Origin of the sequence: Bradyrhizobium sp. SZCCHNRI1009, from assembly GCF_032487575.1 — a bacterium.
In the GTDB taxonomy this organism is placed as follows: Bacteria; Pseudomonadota; Alphaproteobacteria; order Rhizobiales; family Xanthobacteraceae; genus Bradyrhizobium.
Genome location: NZ_JAUEUL010000010.1, coordinates 235,015 through 251,578 on the forward strand (window position 1 = coordinate 235,015; position 16,564 = coordinate 251,578).

At 64.6% G+C, this 16,564-nt stretch carries 11 protein-coding genes; 6 read left to right on the forward strand and 5 right to left on the reverse strand.

Translation table 11 applies throughout. The annotated features are described in order from the left end of the window. The first annotated feature begins 39 nt into the window (after positions 1-39). A complete protein-coding gene (gene lptM / locus QX010_RS19435; RefSeq protein WP_316181243.1) occupies positions 40-333 on the forward strand; it encodes an LPS translocon maturation chaperone LptM in 294 nt (97 codons plus the stop codon). Positions 334-674: 341 nt separating this feature from the next. Next, on the forward strand, positions 675-1,940 hold the full coding sequence (gene lysA, locus QX010_RS19440; protein WP_316181245.1) for a diaminopimelate decarboxylase: 1,266 nt from the start codon (positions 675-677) through the stop codon (positions 1,938-1,940). A 289-nt stretch (positions 1,941-2,229) separates the two neighbouring features. On the opposite strand, the gene QX010_RS19445 is transcribed toward lysA, so the two are convergent. Continuing rightward, positions 2,230-2,364: a hypothetical protein gene (locus tag QX010_RS19445; protein WP_316181247.1), complete on the reverse strand. Its 135-nt coding sequence runs from the start codon at positions 2,362-2,364 to the stop codon at positions 2,230-2,232. Positions 2,365-2,465: 101 nt separating this feature from the next. Here QX010_RS19445 and argC point away from each other — a divergent pair, with 101 nt between their 5' ends. Further along, the gene (argC, locus tag QX010_RS19450) at positions 2,466-3,440 is read left to right on the forward strand and encodes an N-acetyl-gamma-glutamyl-phosphate reductase (RefSeq protein WP_316181249.1); all 975 of its coding nucleotides are present in this window, start codon (positions 2,466-2,468) and stop codon (positions 3,438-3,440) included. Positions 3,441-4,088: 648 nt separating this feature from the next. On the opposite strand, the gene QX010_RS19455 is transcribed toward argC, so the two are convergent. Next, positions 4,089-7,412, reverse strand: coding sequence for a hypothetical protein (locus QX010_RS19455; RefSeq protein ID WP_316181250.1), 3,324 nt, complete (start codon positions 7,410-7,412; stop codon positions 4,089-4,091). 1,038 nt (positions 7,413-8,450) lie between these two features. Between QX010_RS19455 and QX010_RS19460 the strand changes: the two genes are divergently transcribed. Beyond that, positions 8,451-11,081, forward strand: a complete 2,631-nt coding sequence (locus QX010_RS19460; protein ID WP_316181252.1) for a TIGR02302 family protein — start codon at positions 8,451-8,453, stop codon at positions 11,079-11,081. Between the two features lie 19 nt (positions 11,082-11,100). Here the strand turns inward: QX010_RS19460 and QX010_RS19465 are convergent, their stop codons facing one another. Further along, the gene (locus tag QX010_RS19465; RefSeq protein ID WP_316181254.1) at positions 11,101-11,943 is read right to left on the reverse strand and encodes a MurR/RpiR family transcriptional regulator; all 843 of its coding nucleotides are present in this window, start codon (positions 11,941-11,943) and stop codon (positions 11,101-11,103) included. Between the two features lie 199 nt (positions 11,944-12,142). Here QX010_RS19465 and QX010_RS19470 point away from each other — a divergent pair, with 199 nt between their 5' ends. Then, entirely contained in the window at positions 12,143-14,491 is a 2,349-nt protein-coding gene (locus QX010_RS19470; RefSeq protein WP_316181255.1) for a phosphocholine-specific phospholipase C, read from the forward strand. 57 nt (positions 14,492-14,548) lie between these two features. Here the strand turns inward: QX010_RS19470 and QX010_RS19475 are convergent, their stop codons facing one another. Both QX010_RS19475 and greA read right to left on the reverse strand, forming a co-directional pair. After that, entirely contained in the window at positions 14,549-15,013 is a 465-nt protein-coding gene (locus tag QX010_RS19475) for a metallophosphoesterase family protein (RefSeq protein WP_316181256.1), read from the reverse strand. Between the two features lie 29 nt (positions 15,014-15,042). After that, positions 15,043-15,525 (reverse strand): transcription elongation factor GreA, encoded by a 483-nt coding sequence (greA, locus tag QX010_RS19480; protein ID WP_316181257.1) that lies wholly within the window; start codon positions 15,523-15,525, stop codon positions 15,043-15,045. 219 nt (positions 15,526-15,744) lie between these two features. On the opposite strand from greA, the gene QX010_RS19485 reads away from it, so the two are divergent. Continuing rightward, positions 15,745-16,560, forward strand: a complete 816-nt coding sequence (locus QX010_RS19485) for an IclR family transcriptional regulator (RefSeq protein ID WP_315805698.1) — start codon at positions 15,745-15,747, stop codon at positions 16,558-16,560. Positions 16,561-16,564 lie beyond the last annotated feature (4 nt).

Below are 16,564 nucleotides of genomic sequence, written 5' to 3' on the forward strand. Positions count from 1 at the left end.
CTCGTCAGGCCGGTTCAATCTCTGTATGGTGCCGCCCGCATGGGGATTTCACACGTGAATCGCGCTCGCCGTCCAACCTCCGCCGCCCGGGTCGTCCTCGTCCTGGGCGCCACAGCCCTTCTGCTGGCCGCCTGCGGCCGCAAGGGCCCGTTGGACCTGCCGGCCAACTCCCCGCCGGCGCCGCAGATGTCCGCCGCGCCCACCGACACCGCGACGGACGCCGCCAACAAGCCCGGCCTGTTCAACTCCGGCTACGGCGCTGATGCCGCCCCCGCCGCCACCCGCGGCCAGAAAAAACCCTTCATTCTCGACCCGCTGCTCGACAGCAAATAGCGGCTGCGGCCTTCCTCAACTGACCAGCTGGGCATCCGAGATCGAGCCCGCCTAATTCCACCGTCATGGCCGGGCTTGACCCGGCCATCCACGTGGTGTGGCATCCTGGGACGGACGTGGATGCCCGGGCCTTCGCCGCGCCGAAGCGGCTACGGCCGCGCAGGCGGGTCAAGCCCGGGCATGACGCCGGAGAGATAGCCGGCCACAAGCGAACTCCGCGGGCGATCGCCCCTCCCCCTCCTCGAGGGGAGGGTGGCACCTCAATTGACAATCCCACCCATTTCCCGGCAATTCGCCGCCACAATCACTCAATCTCGCAGCCCCGCGCGCGGACCCGACCCATGAACCATTTCGACTACCGCGACGGCGTGCTGCACGCCGAGGACGTCAATCTCTCTGACCTCGCCGACCGCGTCGGCACCCCGTTCTACTGCTACTCCACCGCCACCCTGGAGCGGCACTACCGCGTGTTCGCCGACGCCTTCGCCGGCCAGGACGTGCTGATCTGCTACGCGATGAAGGCCAATTCCAACCAGTCGGTGCTGCGCACGCTCGCCAAACTCGGCGCCGGCGCCGACGTCGTCTCCGGCGGCGAATTGAAGCGCGCGCTGGCCGCCGGCATCCCATCGCGGAAAATCGTGTTCTCCGGCGTCGGCAAGACCGAGGCCGAGCTGCGCGCCGCGCTCGCGGCCGACATCCACTGCCTCAACATCGAGTCCGAGCCCGAGCTCGACCTGCTGGCGCGCCTCGCGGTGGAGACCGGCCACACCGCCCGCATCTCCATCCGCGTCAACCCGGACGTCGATGCCGGCACGCACGCAAAAATCTCGACCGGCAAGTCGGAGAACAAGTTCGGCATTCCGCTCGACCACGCCCGCCGCGTCTACGCCCGCGCGGCCAAGATGCCGGGCATCAAGGTCACCGGCGTCGACGTCCATATCGGCAGCCAGATCACCGATCTCGGCCCGATGGAGACCGCCTTCCGCATCCTCACCGAGTTCGTGCAGACGCTCCGCGCCGACGGCCACGACATCTCCCATGTCGATTTCGGCGGCGGCCTCGGCATCCCCTATCACATGGATCGCGCCGTGCCGCCGGAGCCCGCCGCCTACGCCGCGATGGTCAAGCGCGTGTCGCACAATCTCGGCTGCACCCTGATGTTCGAGCCCGGCCGCATGATCGTCGGCAATGCCGGCATCCTCGTCGCCAAGGTGATCTATGTGAAGCACGGCGAGGCCAAGAACTTCGTCATCATCGACGCCGCGATGAACGACCTGATCCGCCCGACGCTCTACGAGGCGCATCACGACATCCTCCCCGTCAAGCAGCCCGCGCCGAACGCGCCGTCGTTCACCGCCGACGTCGTCGGCCCGGTCTGCGAAAGCGGCGACTACCTCGCCCTCGACCGCGCCCTGCCGGAACCTGCGCCCGGCGACCTCCTCGCCATCATGACCGCCGGCGCCTACGGCGCCGTGCAGGCCTGCACCTACAACACCCGCGCGCTGGTCCCTGAGGTGCTGGTGAAGGGCAACCAGTCCGCCGTGATCCGCCCGCGCCTCGAGGTCGAGCAACTGATCGCGATGGACACGCCGGCGCCGTGGCTGTGAGGGCGACTTTCGCCCCGCGATATCACACGCGCTGTTGCGCTCGCCTGTCCCCACATCGTCATGGCCGGGCTTGACCCGGCCATCCACATCGTTCGGCATCCGCGATGGGGCGTGGATGCCCGGGTCAAGCCCGGGCATGACGGAGTAACTGATGAGCACGTCGCTCACCGCATCGGCTGGATCGTCGTGACTGCCACGACTCGCCCGCTGAGCCATAACGAGTCACGACGGCCTGCGGCCCTCCGCCTCGCCTTTGCCAGGACATCGCTCATCATCGAGCCGCTGATCCTCAGACTGTCCGGATGCGCAGCACCTCGCGATAGCGCGCGATCTGTTCCTCCCAGCTCAAGCGCTGCCACTCGGCCAGTTCGGTCTCGCTCGGGGGCAGGGCTGACGGCAGCAGCCTGGTTTGCTTATTGGCCATGGTGATTTTAGTTTAACCCGGATCGGGCGCCTCCGCGAGATCGCGTTCCCTGATCGATTCCCGACCTGATCGGTCATACTGTTCTGCGAGGACCCCCACCCATGAGCATTCGCGTCGGCATCGTCGGCATCTCCGGTTTTGGCGGCGGCGAGGCAATGCGCCTGGTCGCGGGGCATCCGGCGTTCGAGCTGGTTTACGCCGCGGGCGAGGGCAGCGCCGGCCAGCGTCTGGCGGCGCGCTTCCCCGGCGTGCCCGCACAACTCGCCGATCTCGTGATCGAGAAGTGGGACCCCGCGCGGCTGCCGCCGCTCGACGTGCTGTTCGCCTCGCTCCCCACCGGCGCCTCGCGCGAGGCGCTGGCGCGCGTGCCGGGCCACGTGAAGATCGTCGACATCGGCGGCGACCACCGCTACGCCGACGGCTGGACCTACGGCCTCGCCGACGTCTGGCCGAGCGAGATCGCGGGCCAGACCCGCATCGCCAATCCCGGCTGCTTCCCGGCGGCCGCGCTGACCCCGCTGGCGCCGCTGCTCGCCGCGCAACTGATCTCGCCCGAGAACATCGTGATCGACGCCAAGACCGGCATCTCCGGCGCCGGCCGCGGCGGCGACAGCAAATTCGGCTACGCCGAGAGCAACGAGAACCTGATCCCCTACGGCCTGCTGGGGCATGTCCACATGCCCGAGATCGAGCGCACCATCGCGCGCCTCAGCGGCGGCAGCGCCGCGGGCCTCGTGTTCACGCCGCATCTGGTGCCGATGACCCGCGGCATCCTCGCCACCATCTACGCCCGCGGCCGCGCCACCACGGCGCAATGCCTCGACGCCGCCCGCCGCTTCTACGCGAACAGCGCCTTCGTCCGCGTCACCGACACGCCGCCGCAGACCAAATGGGCCACCGGCTCCAACCTCGCCTTCGTCAGCTACGCCGCCGACCCCGACCGCAATTTGGTGATCGCGCTCGGCGTCGTCGACAATCTCGGCAAGGGCGCCGCCGGGCAGGCGGTGCAGAATGCGAATCTGATGTGCGGGCTGGAGGAGACGGCGGGACTGGAGGGGGCGCCGGTTTGGCCGTGAGGTCGAGTAGGCTGCGATCGTCCGCTCGCAGATCGAGGTGAGGGGCTTCATTGTTGTGGATGCGCCCGCGCCTCCGCTAAGTTATATGTTTTTGCAGGCCAGTTTTGAGCTGATTCAACTCTGGCAACCGAGCGCGATATGAGGCGCCGCAAAACGCAATGGGAACACCCGATGTAATCGAATCCTCCCTGAGAGATTGCAATCAGGGGTTGCCTTATTTTTGCCAGAAGTGAGGAGCGATAATATTGTCGTGGAAAGACCGGCAGGAGTGGTCGGGAACGTTTGAACCCATCGACGTGCTCTGGGGAGACTTCTTCCGTAGAAAGCTGAGTTAGGCAGGCCGCCCGAAACCAACCACTTTCCCCAAAAGGGGCGTGCGCTGGGATACTCAAGCAATCAGGCGAGTTGAGGCTGACGTCCGCAAAGTGATTTGGCGAGGACTTGCTATCTTCGCCAGGTGTCGTAGCAAAGGCACCAAAAAGCGCCCGGGCCCGGGCGCTTTTTTATTTGAGTCTCCAGAACGGATTCTCCTTGCCCGTGCACTTTGAGGGCGAGGCGCAGAGGTCAGGTGCACTGCAACCGTTCCCGCGCCATCCCGGTCCTGCTCCCCAAGTCGCTGACGCTCATGCGGGCCGCGCATCCCGCCAGCTAAATCTTCCGAGACTTCTGAAGTTTCGCCCTCTGTTCCAATGCATTCAAGACAGGTGGATTTGCCTGATCCATCGGAACGACCGGCGGATCGTCGGGATTCAGGGCTAGGCTGTCGGGGTCATTCTCCGAAATTGTCCACGCTGGACGTACGACGATGTCGAACTTCTCGATTGAAATATCAGACACCGGCTCTGGAGCCGCCGTCTTGCTCACCATACGCGCTGCCACCAGCTTAAAGCGCTTTAGCCGATGAAATTCGCTTAAAAACATATCCAGATTTCTTGAATCGGTTGGAGTCATCACATTAATGCGTGAAACGAACCCAACCACCTCTGATGGCGACGATTTCAGGGTGTCCATATTCGGACCCACGATTACTGCGTATGCGTGTGGGTTCGAAATATTGATCCCAGTGATGATGGCGATGCGTAGATGATTGTCTGGATCGCTTGCGCCAAACCGTTCGCGCCACGCCTCCATAATTGCCGCGGCAGGTCCTCCTTCTTTAAAGCCGAGGCCGAATAGCGGCGTCATCTCCGACCCCGGTGAGCACACGAAGAATGTACCGCGCCAATGCGCGGCTTCCCATTTTCGCTGATCGATCGGACTTACAATTTTATAATCGGAGTGTCGTTTGGCCTTGCCTTCCAGCCAATCCGCCGAAGGCTCGCCAGCGCCGGGAACTACCGGCTCGCGCTTGGCCCGCGACTCACTCTGCTTGGCTGACCATGCAGATGATCGTCTGACCTCGATGTCTGGATCGCTATCCTCTACCCAACGGTCAAGGCCGAGACGAACTGTCTCGCCGAAGATTTCACTGTAAGCGACGGGCGTGTTCGAGAAGGTGATGGCACGCGAGAAGCCGTTTTCTTCGCCTAGAACTGTGTTTCCCCAGTTCTCGAGATCTTCGGGCTCAGCAAACGCGAAAAATAGCTCAACAACAGCCTTTTGCAGCCACTTTGGAAATCCCAGTGTTTCTTCACGCTTGGCGTAACGCAATTTTGGCCTGTGCGTGACTACCGCAACGGTCGAGCCGCTTTCCTCCACGAACTCAAGCACCGGCGTTATATCGGCATCTTCCTTCGATCGAACACGGATCTTCAACCTGTCGAGGTAGGGGAAGATCCTCAGATTGAGACTGGTCGCCAGCAATGATTCTAGGGCACCAAGTATGGCTTCGGCGATACCGAGAGAAGTGAGGTTGTTTTCACAAGCGGCTGTGACTTCACATCCCAAAACGCGGGAACGTAGAAGAACTTTTTCATCCAGAAAATAATCAGGTGAACGTAGCTCAGCCGATTTTCCGGCGGCGGCAAGCCGTTCAAATAAGCTCTCGATGCCTTCGGTCGTTTCTTCAGCAGGAACGGCTGCTTCGTCCCGGAGCGCTTGTTCGCCGCCCATCAGAAATAAAAGTGTTGTGCTTACTTGATAAAGTCCGAGCCGATCCAACGCTGCGGGCAGTTTACCCAACCGCTTCAGATCATCGAAAGAAGTTCCCATCACCAACGCGCCAATTCGATGACCTTGTTCTATTCGCCGCTCTTCCGCGAACTCAGCTTGCTTCTCTGTTCGGCTTCGAGCATACCGAATCGTCGCACCCAGCTCATATGCAGTCAGGACGAACGGAACTCGACCCAACTGTAGTTCGCACTGGAACCATTGGCTTAGGAAAGCAGGGTTTGCATTGTCCGCGCTTCCCGAAGCCTTGAACTTTCTAAGTTCGGCGGTCGCGGCGGCCAACGCGTAGTTTCGTGCAGCCCAATAAAGGCCCGCTTCCAAATAGGCGATGCTGCACCCGCCCAGGGCTTCGAGAAGCTCGTCTTCATACTCCGCCTTAATCAAGTCCGAGACCGCGCGTCCGAACCAGCGGATTGCATCGTAGGGAAGTCCCTTCTTTAGTTTTTGATATCCGCGCTCGCTGTTGAGCTTTGCTGCTTCACCTTCTTGTTTTCGGTTTGCAAAAGCGTCTGTTAGCTTCTCGTATAATCGGTCGAATGCCGGACTATCCGGTAACGCGTCGCCGAGCTGCGTGAGCGTGGCGGCTATCGATTCGAATGGAAAGCTGCCCAAGCCTTTAGATTGTTCGATAACTGATGTGAATTCTTTCCAGATTTCGTCCAAATCGCTCACATCATCATCGTTGCGGCATACCGATGTGATCTTGTGCAGCAGCAACATGGCATGCGCGTGCAGCGAGTTGTTGGGCCGCGCAGTCTCCCTCTTTGCTTCTTCAAGCGCCGTGACTAAGACCGCGCGGCGCTTGTCAATTTGCCCGTCGTCCTCCGACAACAAGCCGTTGTTCGCAGCGCTCACGAGAAGCGGCAATAAATTACTCAGTCTTTCAAGGTCATTTGCATCCCGCGACGTGATCGCAAGTTTCTCGACCTGATCGTACAGCTCCGTGGTTCTGTAGGCGTCGTCAAACCAGAAATACGATGTCCAAGCCCATTCATACACCGCCGCGAGATGCTGAGCATGAAGGCGTCGTTCACGCGCGATCCGGACAGCTCGTTCATAACGGCCATCCACTTCGAACCGGGGCTTTTCCAATCCTCGGGCTAGCGTGGCAGCGCGCAATGCGTCGTCAGCCAGCGCAGTGCTGCGCCCGTCATATTTGGAGGTATCCGCAATCTGCTGTTCAAGCTGGTTCAATTCGGCTTGCCGCTTCAGGTCGCGTGACCCGACCTGGGTCGCTTGCACTTCGCCGCCGACCCCGAGTGTCTCGTGCGCGATTGAAAGGCCGTCGCGTTCAAATACGCAATCGAGTAGCCAAGTCCGGTCAAGGATGGTGACGGGTACGCCAAACTCCTTCTCAAGAGCGTCTTGGACCTCTGCGCTCTGTCTTGCCGGCGCGTATTGATTCGTTACGAAATAGATGCGCGGGTAGCCGCGTGCGGTGCTCGTGATTTCTCTAACGTCAGAGCGGACCTTGCCGCGCCAATCTTCCTTCGCACTGAACGCGAAAGCCCAGCGCTCGTTTGCTGCGGCTCGGTCCGTCGCAAACCACCGTTCAGAAATCTCTTTAGCAACCGGATAAGTCTCCGCGTCCGTCTTTCCATCCCCGCCGCCGGTCGGGCCAGTTTGAGGACGTAAATTGGGGGCGACAAACTTTTCAATGAGGCGTTTTGCGAAAGCTTCAAAAACTGCTTCTGACTTTTGTTTCGTCAAAGTTTCGAGATGATGGGACAGGACTTCTCTGGAAAGCGAAATGTCGGTTCTTTTCACCGAGTCTGAAAATAGATGCGGTCGTCGTGCGCGCATGTAGCGCGACGGCGTTTGGAATCGGGTGAGATCTTCAGCGTCTGGCGGGATCGCAGTCATCCTGAAAATCTAAGATAGAGAAAGCTGCTACGGAAGGTTCTTTGTCTAAGGGAGCTAGAAACGTTGGGGAGATACTGCACTCGATTCCATGTGGGAAATTCGGATGAGTCTCTCCGTTGGCTGATCGGGGTCAAGCCCGGTCATACTACGGAGCTTGCCGAAGTCGCCGCGGAAAACAAATTTACGTGTCATTTCAGCGCGGTTCACTCTGTTCAGGCCCCCTAAGAAAATTTTCGCTTGCGCTTTATCCGAAATAATGCTCTACTCCCGGCATCCCGTCCCGCTGAGGGGGCGCTTCGCGATCGTCACGGACGTCGGGTGCGGGATGCGGTGGGCGCATTGGGACGCAGCGTGGGCTTGCTCGCGCGGACGAACGATCCCGGTGCGACGATGAAGTCGCGTGGTTCTGGCATCCCGGTGCTGATGCCAAGTGGGCGATGACGTGTCGTCCGCGACGGGGCCAACAAGCCGGTCCCCGGGAAGAGCGCGTATAAGTCGTAACACCATCGCGCAGGGAAGGCCGGGTGATCTCGGCTGAGCCTGTGGTTCTGCCGCGTGCTTTTTTGCTGCACGCGGACCATGGGCGCCGGCCGGCGCCCGGTCTTCCCTGCGCCCTCTGTTCGAGGAGGGTGAGATGTCGGGCATCACTCGGGCGCGGATGGCGTCGCGAGGGTGATGGGGCTTGTCTTGCTTTCTCTGCGCGCTGCTTGGGGAGTTTGGGACGCGATCTCGCCCTTGCGTCATTGCGAGCGGAGCGAACCAATCCAGAGTCCCGCGCGCAGCCCCTGGATTGCTTCGCTTCGCTCGCAATGACGGAGATTGGGGTGGCGGCGTGGGTTGGGCCGCGCTGTCGTTGGGGAGGACGCAGTTGTTGGGGAGGGCGCAAGTGTTGGCCCCGAACGCCCGTAGCTTTCCGGGAACCCGCCCTGGTCACACTCCCGTGTGGATCGGCTGCGCAGGCGGGAAAGTCTTGGCACGGTGCGTGCCTCATGGATGCCTTTGTGGTAGGGTGAACATCCAGGCAACCTGGAGAGATTGTTGAGCGGCATCACGAACGAGCCGGCCGGGCCGGCGAGCAGCACGCCCGATGGCCTGACCCAAGACGGCCTCGCGCGGCTGAAGCTGGCGCAGGCGCTCAAGCGGGCGCGTCTCGCGATCGCCTGGGAGCGCGGCTGGCCGCATCTCGCGCGGCTGCTGATGGTGGTCGGCCTGTTCCTGATCGTGTCCTGGGCCGGGCTGTGGCTCGGCCTGCCGTTCGCGGCGCGCATGATCGGCGTCGCGCTGTTTCTGCTGCTGCTGCTCGGCGCCGCCGTGCCGATGCTGCGCTACCGCTGGCCGAGCCGCGAGGAGGGCCTGGCGCGGCTCGATCGCGGCTCCGGCATCGCGCATCGCCCGGCCACCGCGCTCACCGATACGCTCACCACCAAGGATCCGATCGCGCAGGCGCTGTGGCAGGCGCAGCGCGAGCGCACGCTGGCTTCTGTCAAGCGCATCCGCGCCGGCACGCCGCGGCCGCGGCTGTTGCTGCACGATCCCTGGGCGGTGCGCGCGCTGGTCGTCGTGCTGCTGGTTGCGACCTGGTTTGCCGCCGGCGACGAGCGGCCGATGCGCATTGCCTCCGCGTTCGACTGGAACGGCGTGCTGACGCCGGTTACGGTCCGCGTCGATGCCTGGATCAAGCCGCCGCTCTACACCGCGAAGCCACCGATCATCCTCTCCGCCGCCAACAAGGAAGGCGCGGTGCCGGCGAACGGCCCCATCGTGGTGCCCGCGGGCTCGACCCTGATCATCCGCTCCAGCGGCGGCACGCTCGACGTCATCACCGGTGGCGGCGTCACCGAGGCCGCGGCGAACGAGGTCGCCGCCGGCGACGCCGCGCCGAAGGGCACCACCGAGAAGCACTACACGATCAAGGCCGACGGCACCGTGCATGTGCGCGCGCCGTCGGGGCAGCCGCAATGGGTGTTCGCGGCGACGCCGGACAAGCCGCCGGTCATCAGCATGGCCAAGGACCCGGAGCGCCAGGCGCGTGGCTCGCTGAAGCTGTCCTACAAGATCGAGGACGATTACGGCGTGACCGAAGCCCGCGCCAAGGTCGCCGCGCGCGCGCCTGAGGCCAAGCCGGACGCCAAGACGACTGATACGCCGGCGGCGCGGCCGCTGTTCCAGCCGCCGGAGTTTCCGCTGGTGCTGCCGAACGCGCGCACCCGCAACGGCGTCGGCCAGACCGTCAAGGACCTCAGCGAGGACCCCTATGCCGGCGCCGACGTCACGCTGACCCTGACCGCCAAGGACGAGGCCGGCAACGAGGGCACCAGCGAGCCGTTCGAGACCAGGCTGCCGGAGCGGCTGTTCACAAAACCCTTGGCGCGGGCGCTGATCGAGCAGCGGCGCCTGCTGGCGCTCGACGGCAACCGCAATGGCGAGGTGTTCACCGCGCTCGACGCGCTGGCGATCGCGCCGGAGCTGTTCTCTCCGGAGCTCGGCCAGTATCTCGGCCTGCGCGCGGTGACGCGGCAGCTCGAGGCCGCGCGCACCGACGACGCGCTGCGCGAGGTCGTCGCCAGCCTGTGGGCGCTCGCGGTCACGATCGAGGATGGCAATATCAGCGACGTCGACAAGGCGCTGCGCGCGGCGCAGGACGCGCTGAAGCAGGCGCTGGAGCGTGGCGCCAGCGACGAGGAGATCAAGAAGCTCGCCGAGGATCTGCGCCGGGCGATGGACAACTACATGCGCCAGCTCGCCGAGCAGCTGCGCAACAACCCGCAGATGGCGCAGCGGCCGCTCGACCAGAACACCAAGGTGCTGCGCCAGCAGGACCTGCAGAACATGATCGACCGCATGGAGCGGCTGTCGCGCCAGGGCGACAAGGAGGGCGCGCGCGAGCTGCTCGAGCAGCTTCAGCAGATGCTGGAGAATTTGCAGATGGCGCAGCCCAACCAGGGCGGCGACAACGACATGGAGCAGGCGCTCAACGAGCTCGGCGACATGATCCGCAAGCAGCAGCAGCTCCGCGACAAGACCTTCAAACAGGGCCAGGACTCGCGGCGCAACCGCAACAAGCAGCAGGGCGACCAGGACCAGAGCATGGGCGACCTGCAGCAGGACCAGCAGGCGCTGCGCGACCGGCTGAAGCAGTTGCAGGAGCAGCTCGCCAAGCGCGGCATGGGCCAGCAGGGCGAAAAGGGACAGAAGGGTCAGAAAGGCCAGAAGGGGCAGCCGGGCCAGCAAGGCGAGCCCGGTGATCAAGGCGACCAGGGCGATTCCGGCGACGGGCTCGACGATGCCGACAGCGCGATGGGCGATGCCGGCAGCCAGCTCGGCGACAACAATGCCGATGGCGCGGTGGAGTCGCAGGGCAAGGCGCTCGATGCGCTGAAGAAGGGCGCGCAAAGCCTCGCCGAGGCGATGCAGCAGGGCGACGGCGACCAGCAGGGCGACGGTCCGGGCCAGCGCGCCGGCCGCCAGCAGGGCGCGCAGCAGACCGATCCGCTCGGACGTCCGATGCATCCCGGCCGCGACATCGACGATTTCTCGCAGAAGATTCCCGGCGAGATCGACGTCCAGCGCGTCCGCCGCATTTTGGAAGAACTGCGCCGCCGGCTCGGCGATCAGTCGCGGCCGCAGCTCGAGCTCGACTACATCGAGCGACTGCTGAAGGACTACTGAGGCGCGCTCAGTGCCGCCGTCAGTAGCGCTTCTCGGACAGGATGCGCGCCGCGTGCTGCAGCCTGTCGACGGAGCGCTCGGTGTCGGTCAGCGCGCAGCAGCTGACCAGCGTGTCGATGATCGCGAGCTGCGCGACGCGGCTGCTCATCGCCTCCGGCCGGTAGCGCGTCTCGTTGGCGACGGTGTAGAGCAGCACCTCGCAATGCGCCGCCAGCGGCGACTTGCCGAGCCGGGTGATGCCGATGGTGCGCGCGCCCGCCGCCTGCGCCAGCCGCGTCGCCAGCACCGTCTCGACCGTGCTGCCGGAATGCGACACGGTGACGGTCGCGACCTCGGGCCCGGTCATCCCCGCGCTGACCGCCTGGACATGCGAATCGACGATCGCATTGGCCGCGAGCCCGAGCTGCAGCAGCCGATACGACAGGTCCTGCGCAATCGGCGCCGAGCTGCCGATGCCGTAGATCTCGACCCGCCGCGCCTGCCGCAGCAGCGTCGCCGCCTGCGCCAGCGCGTCCATCGACAGCAGCCGCCGCGTCTCCTGCAGCGAGGCGGCATGCGCGGCGAAGATGTGGTCCGTGACCGTCGCCGGATCGTCGCCGCGATGCAGGTCTTCCTGGATCAGCCTGACAGGCTCGATCAGGTCCCGCGCGAGCATGATCTTGAGCTCCTGGAAGCCGCGCACCCCGACCCGCCGGCAGAACGACACGATCGTCCCCTCGCTGACGCCGCAGGTTTCCGCGACCTCGGTGATCGACATGTGGATGAACGGCTCCGGCCGGGCGATGACCAGCTCCGCGATCTGCCTGGCCTTGGGCGGCAGCTCGTTCTGCAGCTCACGCACGCGGGCCAGGATGCCGTTCACGCCCGGTCCAGAACGAAAGGTCGATTCCGTCACGCTGCGCCCCGATACTGAGGAAATCTCATTCAGACTCATTTCGTAAATAAAAATTTCACAGCGCTGTCAAGCCGCGCTGATACGCCAGGGACGTTCGCAGGAGCTGGCCGGGCTCGCCCCGCCAATCCTGACGATGGTCTTCAGGATTTCAAAAGGTCGTATCAGCATGACAACACGTCGCGATTTCTTGGCAGGCGCCACGGCGGCGGCTGCCTTCGCCAGCATCCGCCAGGCGCTCGCCATTCCGGCACGGCGCCGGACCGGCACCATTCAGGACGTCAAGCACATCGTCATCCTGATGCAGGAGAACCGCTCGTTCGACCATTACTTCGGCACGCTGCGCGGCGTGCGCGGCTTCGGCGACCGCTTCCCGATCCCGCTCGAGAGCGGCAAGCCGGTCTGGTTCCAGTCCGACGGCAGCCGCGAGATTCCGCCCTATCACCGCGACTCCACGACCTCCAACGCGCTGGTCGGCTATGGCACGCCGCACTCCTTCGGCGACAGCCAGGCGGCGTGGAATCAGGGCAAGATGGGCTATTGGGCGAAGTACAAGACGCCCTATGCGATGGGCTATTTCGGCCGCGACGACATCCCGTTCCAGTTCGCCCTCGCCGAAGCGTTCACGATCTGCGACGCCTACCACGCTTCCATCACCACCGGCACCGATCCGAACCGCATCGTGTTCTGGTCCGGCTCCAACTTCAACCCGGCGCTGCGCGCCCAGGGCATCAACTCCACCACCAACGATTCCGAGCCCAACAACCTGCGCTGCTGGCCGAACCCGCACAATTGGGTCGCCGGCCAGCCGCAGCCGCAGGCCAACTACAAATATGTCGGCAGCGACTTCGCCTGGGATACGCTGCCCGATCTGCTCAACAAGGCCGGCGTGAGCTGGCACATCTATCAGGACATGAACGACAACTGGACCGGCGCAATGCACGGCTGTCTGGCGTTCTCCAGCTTCCGTCACGCCCAGCCGAACGATCCGAACTACGTGCACGGCCTGACCGGCGGCCCGGACTATCTCGACCGGCTGAAGGCCGACGTCATGGCCGGCACCCTGCCGCAGGTGTCGTGGATCCTGCCGACGCAGGCCAATTCCGAGCATCCCGGCGGCGGCAGCCCGACCCGTGCCGGCAATTTTACCGACCAGGTGCTGGAAGCGCTGACGGCCAATCCCGACGTCTGGAGCCAGACCGTCTTCTTCCTGACCTTCGACGAGAATGACGGCTTCTTCGATCATCTGCCGGCCCCCGCGGTGCCGTCCTACGACATCAACGGCAAGCTGATGGGCAAGGCGACCCTGCCGCTCGACGGCGAGTATTTCTCCAACACCGTCGGCAACGTGCTGACCGCGACCGACACGGTCAGCGGCAACATCCGCCCCTGGGGTCTGTCCGCGCGGGTGCCGATGTATGTGGTGTCGCCGTGGAGCAAGGGCGGCTGGGTCAACTCGCAGGTGTTCGACCACACCTCGGTCGGCCGCTTCCTGGAGAAGCGCTTCGGCATCAAGGTCGAGGCGATCAGCCCGTGGCACCGCGCCGTCTCCGGCGATCTCACCTCGGCGTTCGATTTCGCCAGCCCCAACGATCCGCGCTTCCCGGAGCTGCCCGACCAGAGCAACTGGCAGGCTTCGGACGCGCATCAGAAGACCTTGCCGGCCCCGGTTGCGCCCGCGACGCCGCAGCCGCTGTTCCAGGAGAGCGGCGCGCGCTATTCGCGCCCGCTGCCCTACATCCTGCACGCCACCGCGAAGGTCGACGCCGCCGCGGGCAAGGTGAAGCTCTTGTTCGCCAACACCGGCTTTGCCGGCGCCGTGTTCCACGTCTACGACAAGCAGCGTCTCGATCTCATTCCGCGCCGCTACACCGTCGAGGCCGGCAAGATGATCGACGACGAATGGAGCGTCGGCAGCGATGGCCTGTATGATCTCTGGGTGCTCGGCCCGAACGGCTTCCACCGTCACTTCAAGGGTGACCTCGACAAGGTCAGGCCGTCGAATGCCGCCAACCCCGAGATCTTCGTCGGTTACAACGTCTTCGAGGGCGGCCTGCACATGCAGCTGCGCAATGACGGCCATGCCCGCGTGAGCTTCACGGTGAAGTCGAACGAGATCTACGGGCCGTTGCAGGCCGTCACCGCCTCGGTCTCGGCCGCGCTGGAGCCGCAATGTCCGGGCTTCGGTCCGCTGCCCGGCTTCCATCCGGTGGGCTTCGGCGCGGTGCCCGGCTTCCGCTCGGCGCCCGACTTCGATGCTCCGGGCTTCGGCTTTGGCGCGCCGACGTTCTTCCCGGGGCCGAGCCATGGCGGTCCGTCGACCTCGTGGACCGTCAAGGTGTCGGCACCCGGACGCCACGGCGAGCTGTACTGGCACCTGCGCAAGTCCGGCCTGTGGTACGACTTCGTCGTCACCAGCGACACCGACGACAGCTTCTATCGCCGCGTCGCTGGCCACGTCGAGACCGGCCGTCCCTCGTTCAGCGATCCCGGCATGGCGCTGGCCGATCGCTTCTGATCGATGGATCTCATCTGAGTTCGGGGAGGGCGCCCATGGGCGCCCTTTCGCTTTGCGTCAGGCGCTGCCGAGGTCGTGGATCACGGGCGACAGGCTGGCTGAGGAGATATCCAGCGTCGCCAGCGTGATCGGCAGCCTGAAGCGGCGCGGCCCTGCGCTGCCCGGATTCAGGTAGAGCACGCCGTCGCGTGTCTCGACGCCCGCGCGATGCGAATGGCCGGACACGATGATGTCGATACACGCCGTTGCAGGATCGATCGCGAGATCGTGGACGTCATGCACGACATGGACGGCACGTGTGCCGAGCCTGATGGTCTCGGTCGCAGGATAGGCATTCGCCCAGTCTGCCGTGTCGATGTTGCCGCGGATCGCAGTCACCGGCGCGATCGAGCGAAGCTGCTCGACGATGTCGGGGCGGCCGATATCGCCGGCGTGGATGATGTGGTCGACGCCGGCCAGACGTCGCACGGCCTCCGGTCGTAGCAGCCCATGAGTGTCGGAGATGATTCCAACCTTGAGCATCGTTTCCCGCCGGGGTGATGGGCATCGCCTCAGGCGATCGTGAGAATCTCCAGCTCTTGTCCGGTCACCTCGACGACGTCGCCGACCGATTTGCCCATCAGCAGCCGCGCCACCGGTGAGACGTAGGAGATCATGCCGCGCTTCGGATCGGCCTCGTCCTCGCCGACGATCGTGTAGGTCTGCACGCGGCCGTCGCCGCGCTTGAACGTCACGGTGCTGCCGAACGCGATCTGATCGGTCGAGGCCGGTGCCGGCATCACCTGCGCGGTCCGCACACGCGCTGCAAAGTAGCGTGCGTCGCGCAGCGGCAGCGCCGACTCCCGCCGCCGTTCATTCACGTCCTCGATGGTCTGCGCCGCTTCATAGGCCGCCTGCGCCTGAAGCAGCTGCGCCTCCAGCGCCTTGAGGCCCGCCTCGGTGACGAGGTTCGGATGCGGCGAGACCGGCCGGTCGGGCAGCTGCGTCTCGGCCGCCGTCTCGGCGCTCTCTTCCTTGGTGAATGCGACGCTCACGCGGGACTCCTGAAAAAGGCCGCGAGATATCGCGGCCCTCAGGAGAGATCATGCCGGCTGTGCGGATTTCAAGCCGTGCGCATACGGCGTGCGAGCGCGCTTGACAGATGCGGCTGGGCGCGTTCTAATATTCGAACTATAGTTCGCAATCCGAACCATAGCAAGACAAGATGCGGGTCGTCAAGGCCCGGCGCCAAGCAGGAAACGCGGAGCTCCCCCGTGGACGAGGACAGCAAGGCTGGCAAAAGCGTCGTGCAGTCGCTGGCCAAGGGTTTTCAGGTGCTGAACGCCTTCACGAGCGACGCGCCCGAATTGGTGCTCGCCGACGTCGCGCGCCGCGCCACGCTCGACAAGGGCACCACCTTCCGCTTGCTCAACACCCTCGTGATGCTCGGCTATGTCGAGAAGGTCGGCGACACCAGGCGCTTCCGCCTGACGTTGAAATGCCTCGACCTCGGCTTCAACGCGATCGCTCGCTCGGAGTTGCGCGACCAGGCCCGCCCGATCCTGCGCAGCCTGGTCGGCGAGATGAACGAGGCCGCCTCGCTCGCGGTGCTCGACGGCAGCGACATCGTCTATGTCGAGCGCATCCAGGCGGGCCTCGTCCGGCTCGGCGTCGACGTCCGGATCGGCAGCCGCGCGCCGGTCTATTCCACCGCTGTCGGCCAGGCGATCCTGTCGCTGCTGCCGGTGCAGACGCAGATCGAGGTGCTCGAAGCGCAGCCGCGCATCAAGCGCACCGAAACCACGATCACGGATCTCGACGCGCTGCTGCAGCGCCTGCGCCAGGTGAAGGCCGCCGGCTACGCGCTCTCGAATCAGGAGAATGCACCGGGACTGTGCGTGCTCGCCGCACCGGTCGTCGATCGCGACGGCGTGCCGCTCGCAGCGATCAGCGTCGCCGCCCCGACCATGCGCGTGTCAGCCGATGAGTTCGAGCGCACCGGCGTCGCGCCGCTGCTGCGCGCCGCGGCGCAATTGTCGCGCGCGCTCGAAGCCATGGGCGGCGCCACCGCCACCGTTTCCAGCCGATGACACC

What these genes read in the sequence shown, in the direction of transcription:
- lptM (WP_316181243.1), top strand. Translation starts at nt 40, where the DNA reads ATGGGGATTTCACACGTGAATCGCGCTCGCCGTCCAACCTCCGCCGCC.
- QX010_RS19475 (WP_316181256.1), bottom strand. Translation starts at nt 15,013, where the DNA reads ATGCTCAAGGTTGGAATCATCTCCGACACTCATGGGCTGCTACGACCG.
- QX010_RS19470 (WP_316181255.1), top strand. Translation starts at nt 12,143, where the DNA reads ATGACAACACGTCGCGATTTCTTGGCAGGCGCCACGGCGGCGGCTGCC.
- QX010_RS19445 (WP_316181247.1), bottom strand. Translation starts at nt 2,364, where the DNA reads ATGGCCAATAAGCAAACCAGGCTGCTGCCGTCAGCCCTGCCCCCGAGC.
- lysA (WP_316181245.1), top strand. Translation starts at nt 675, where the DNA reads ATGAACCATTTCGACTACCGCGACGGCGTGCTGCACGCCGAGGACGTC.
- argC (WP_316181249.1), top strand. Translation starts at nt 2,466, where the DNA reads ATGAGCATTCGCGTCGGCATCGTCGGCATCTCCGGTTTTGGCGGCGGC.
- QX010_RS19455 (WP_316181250.1), bottom strand. Translation starts at nt 7,412, where the DNA reads ATGACTGCGATCCCGCCAGACGCTGAAGATCTCACCCGATTCCAAACG.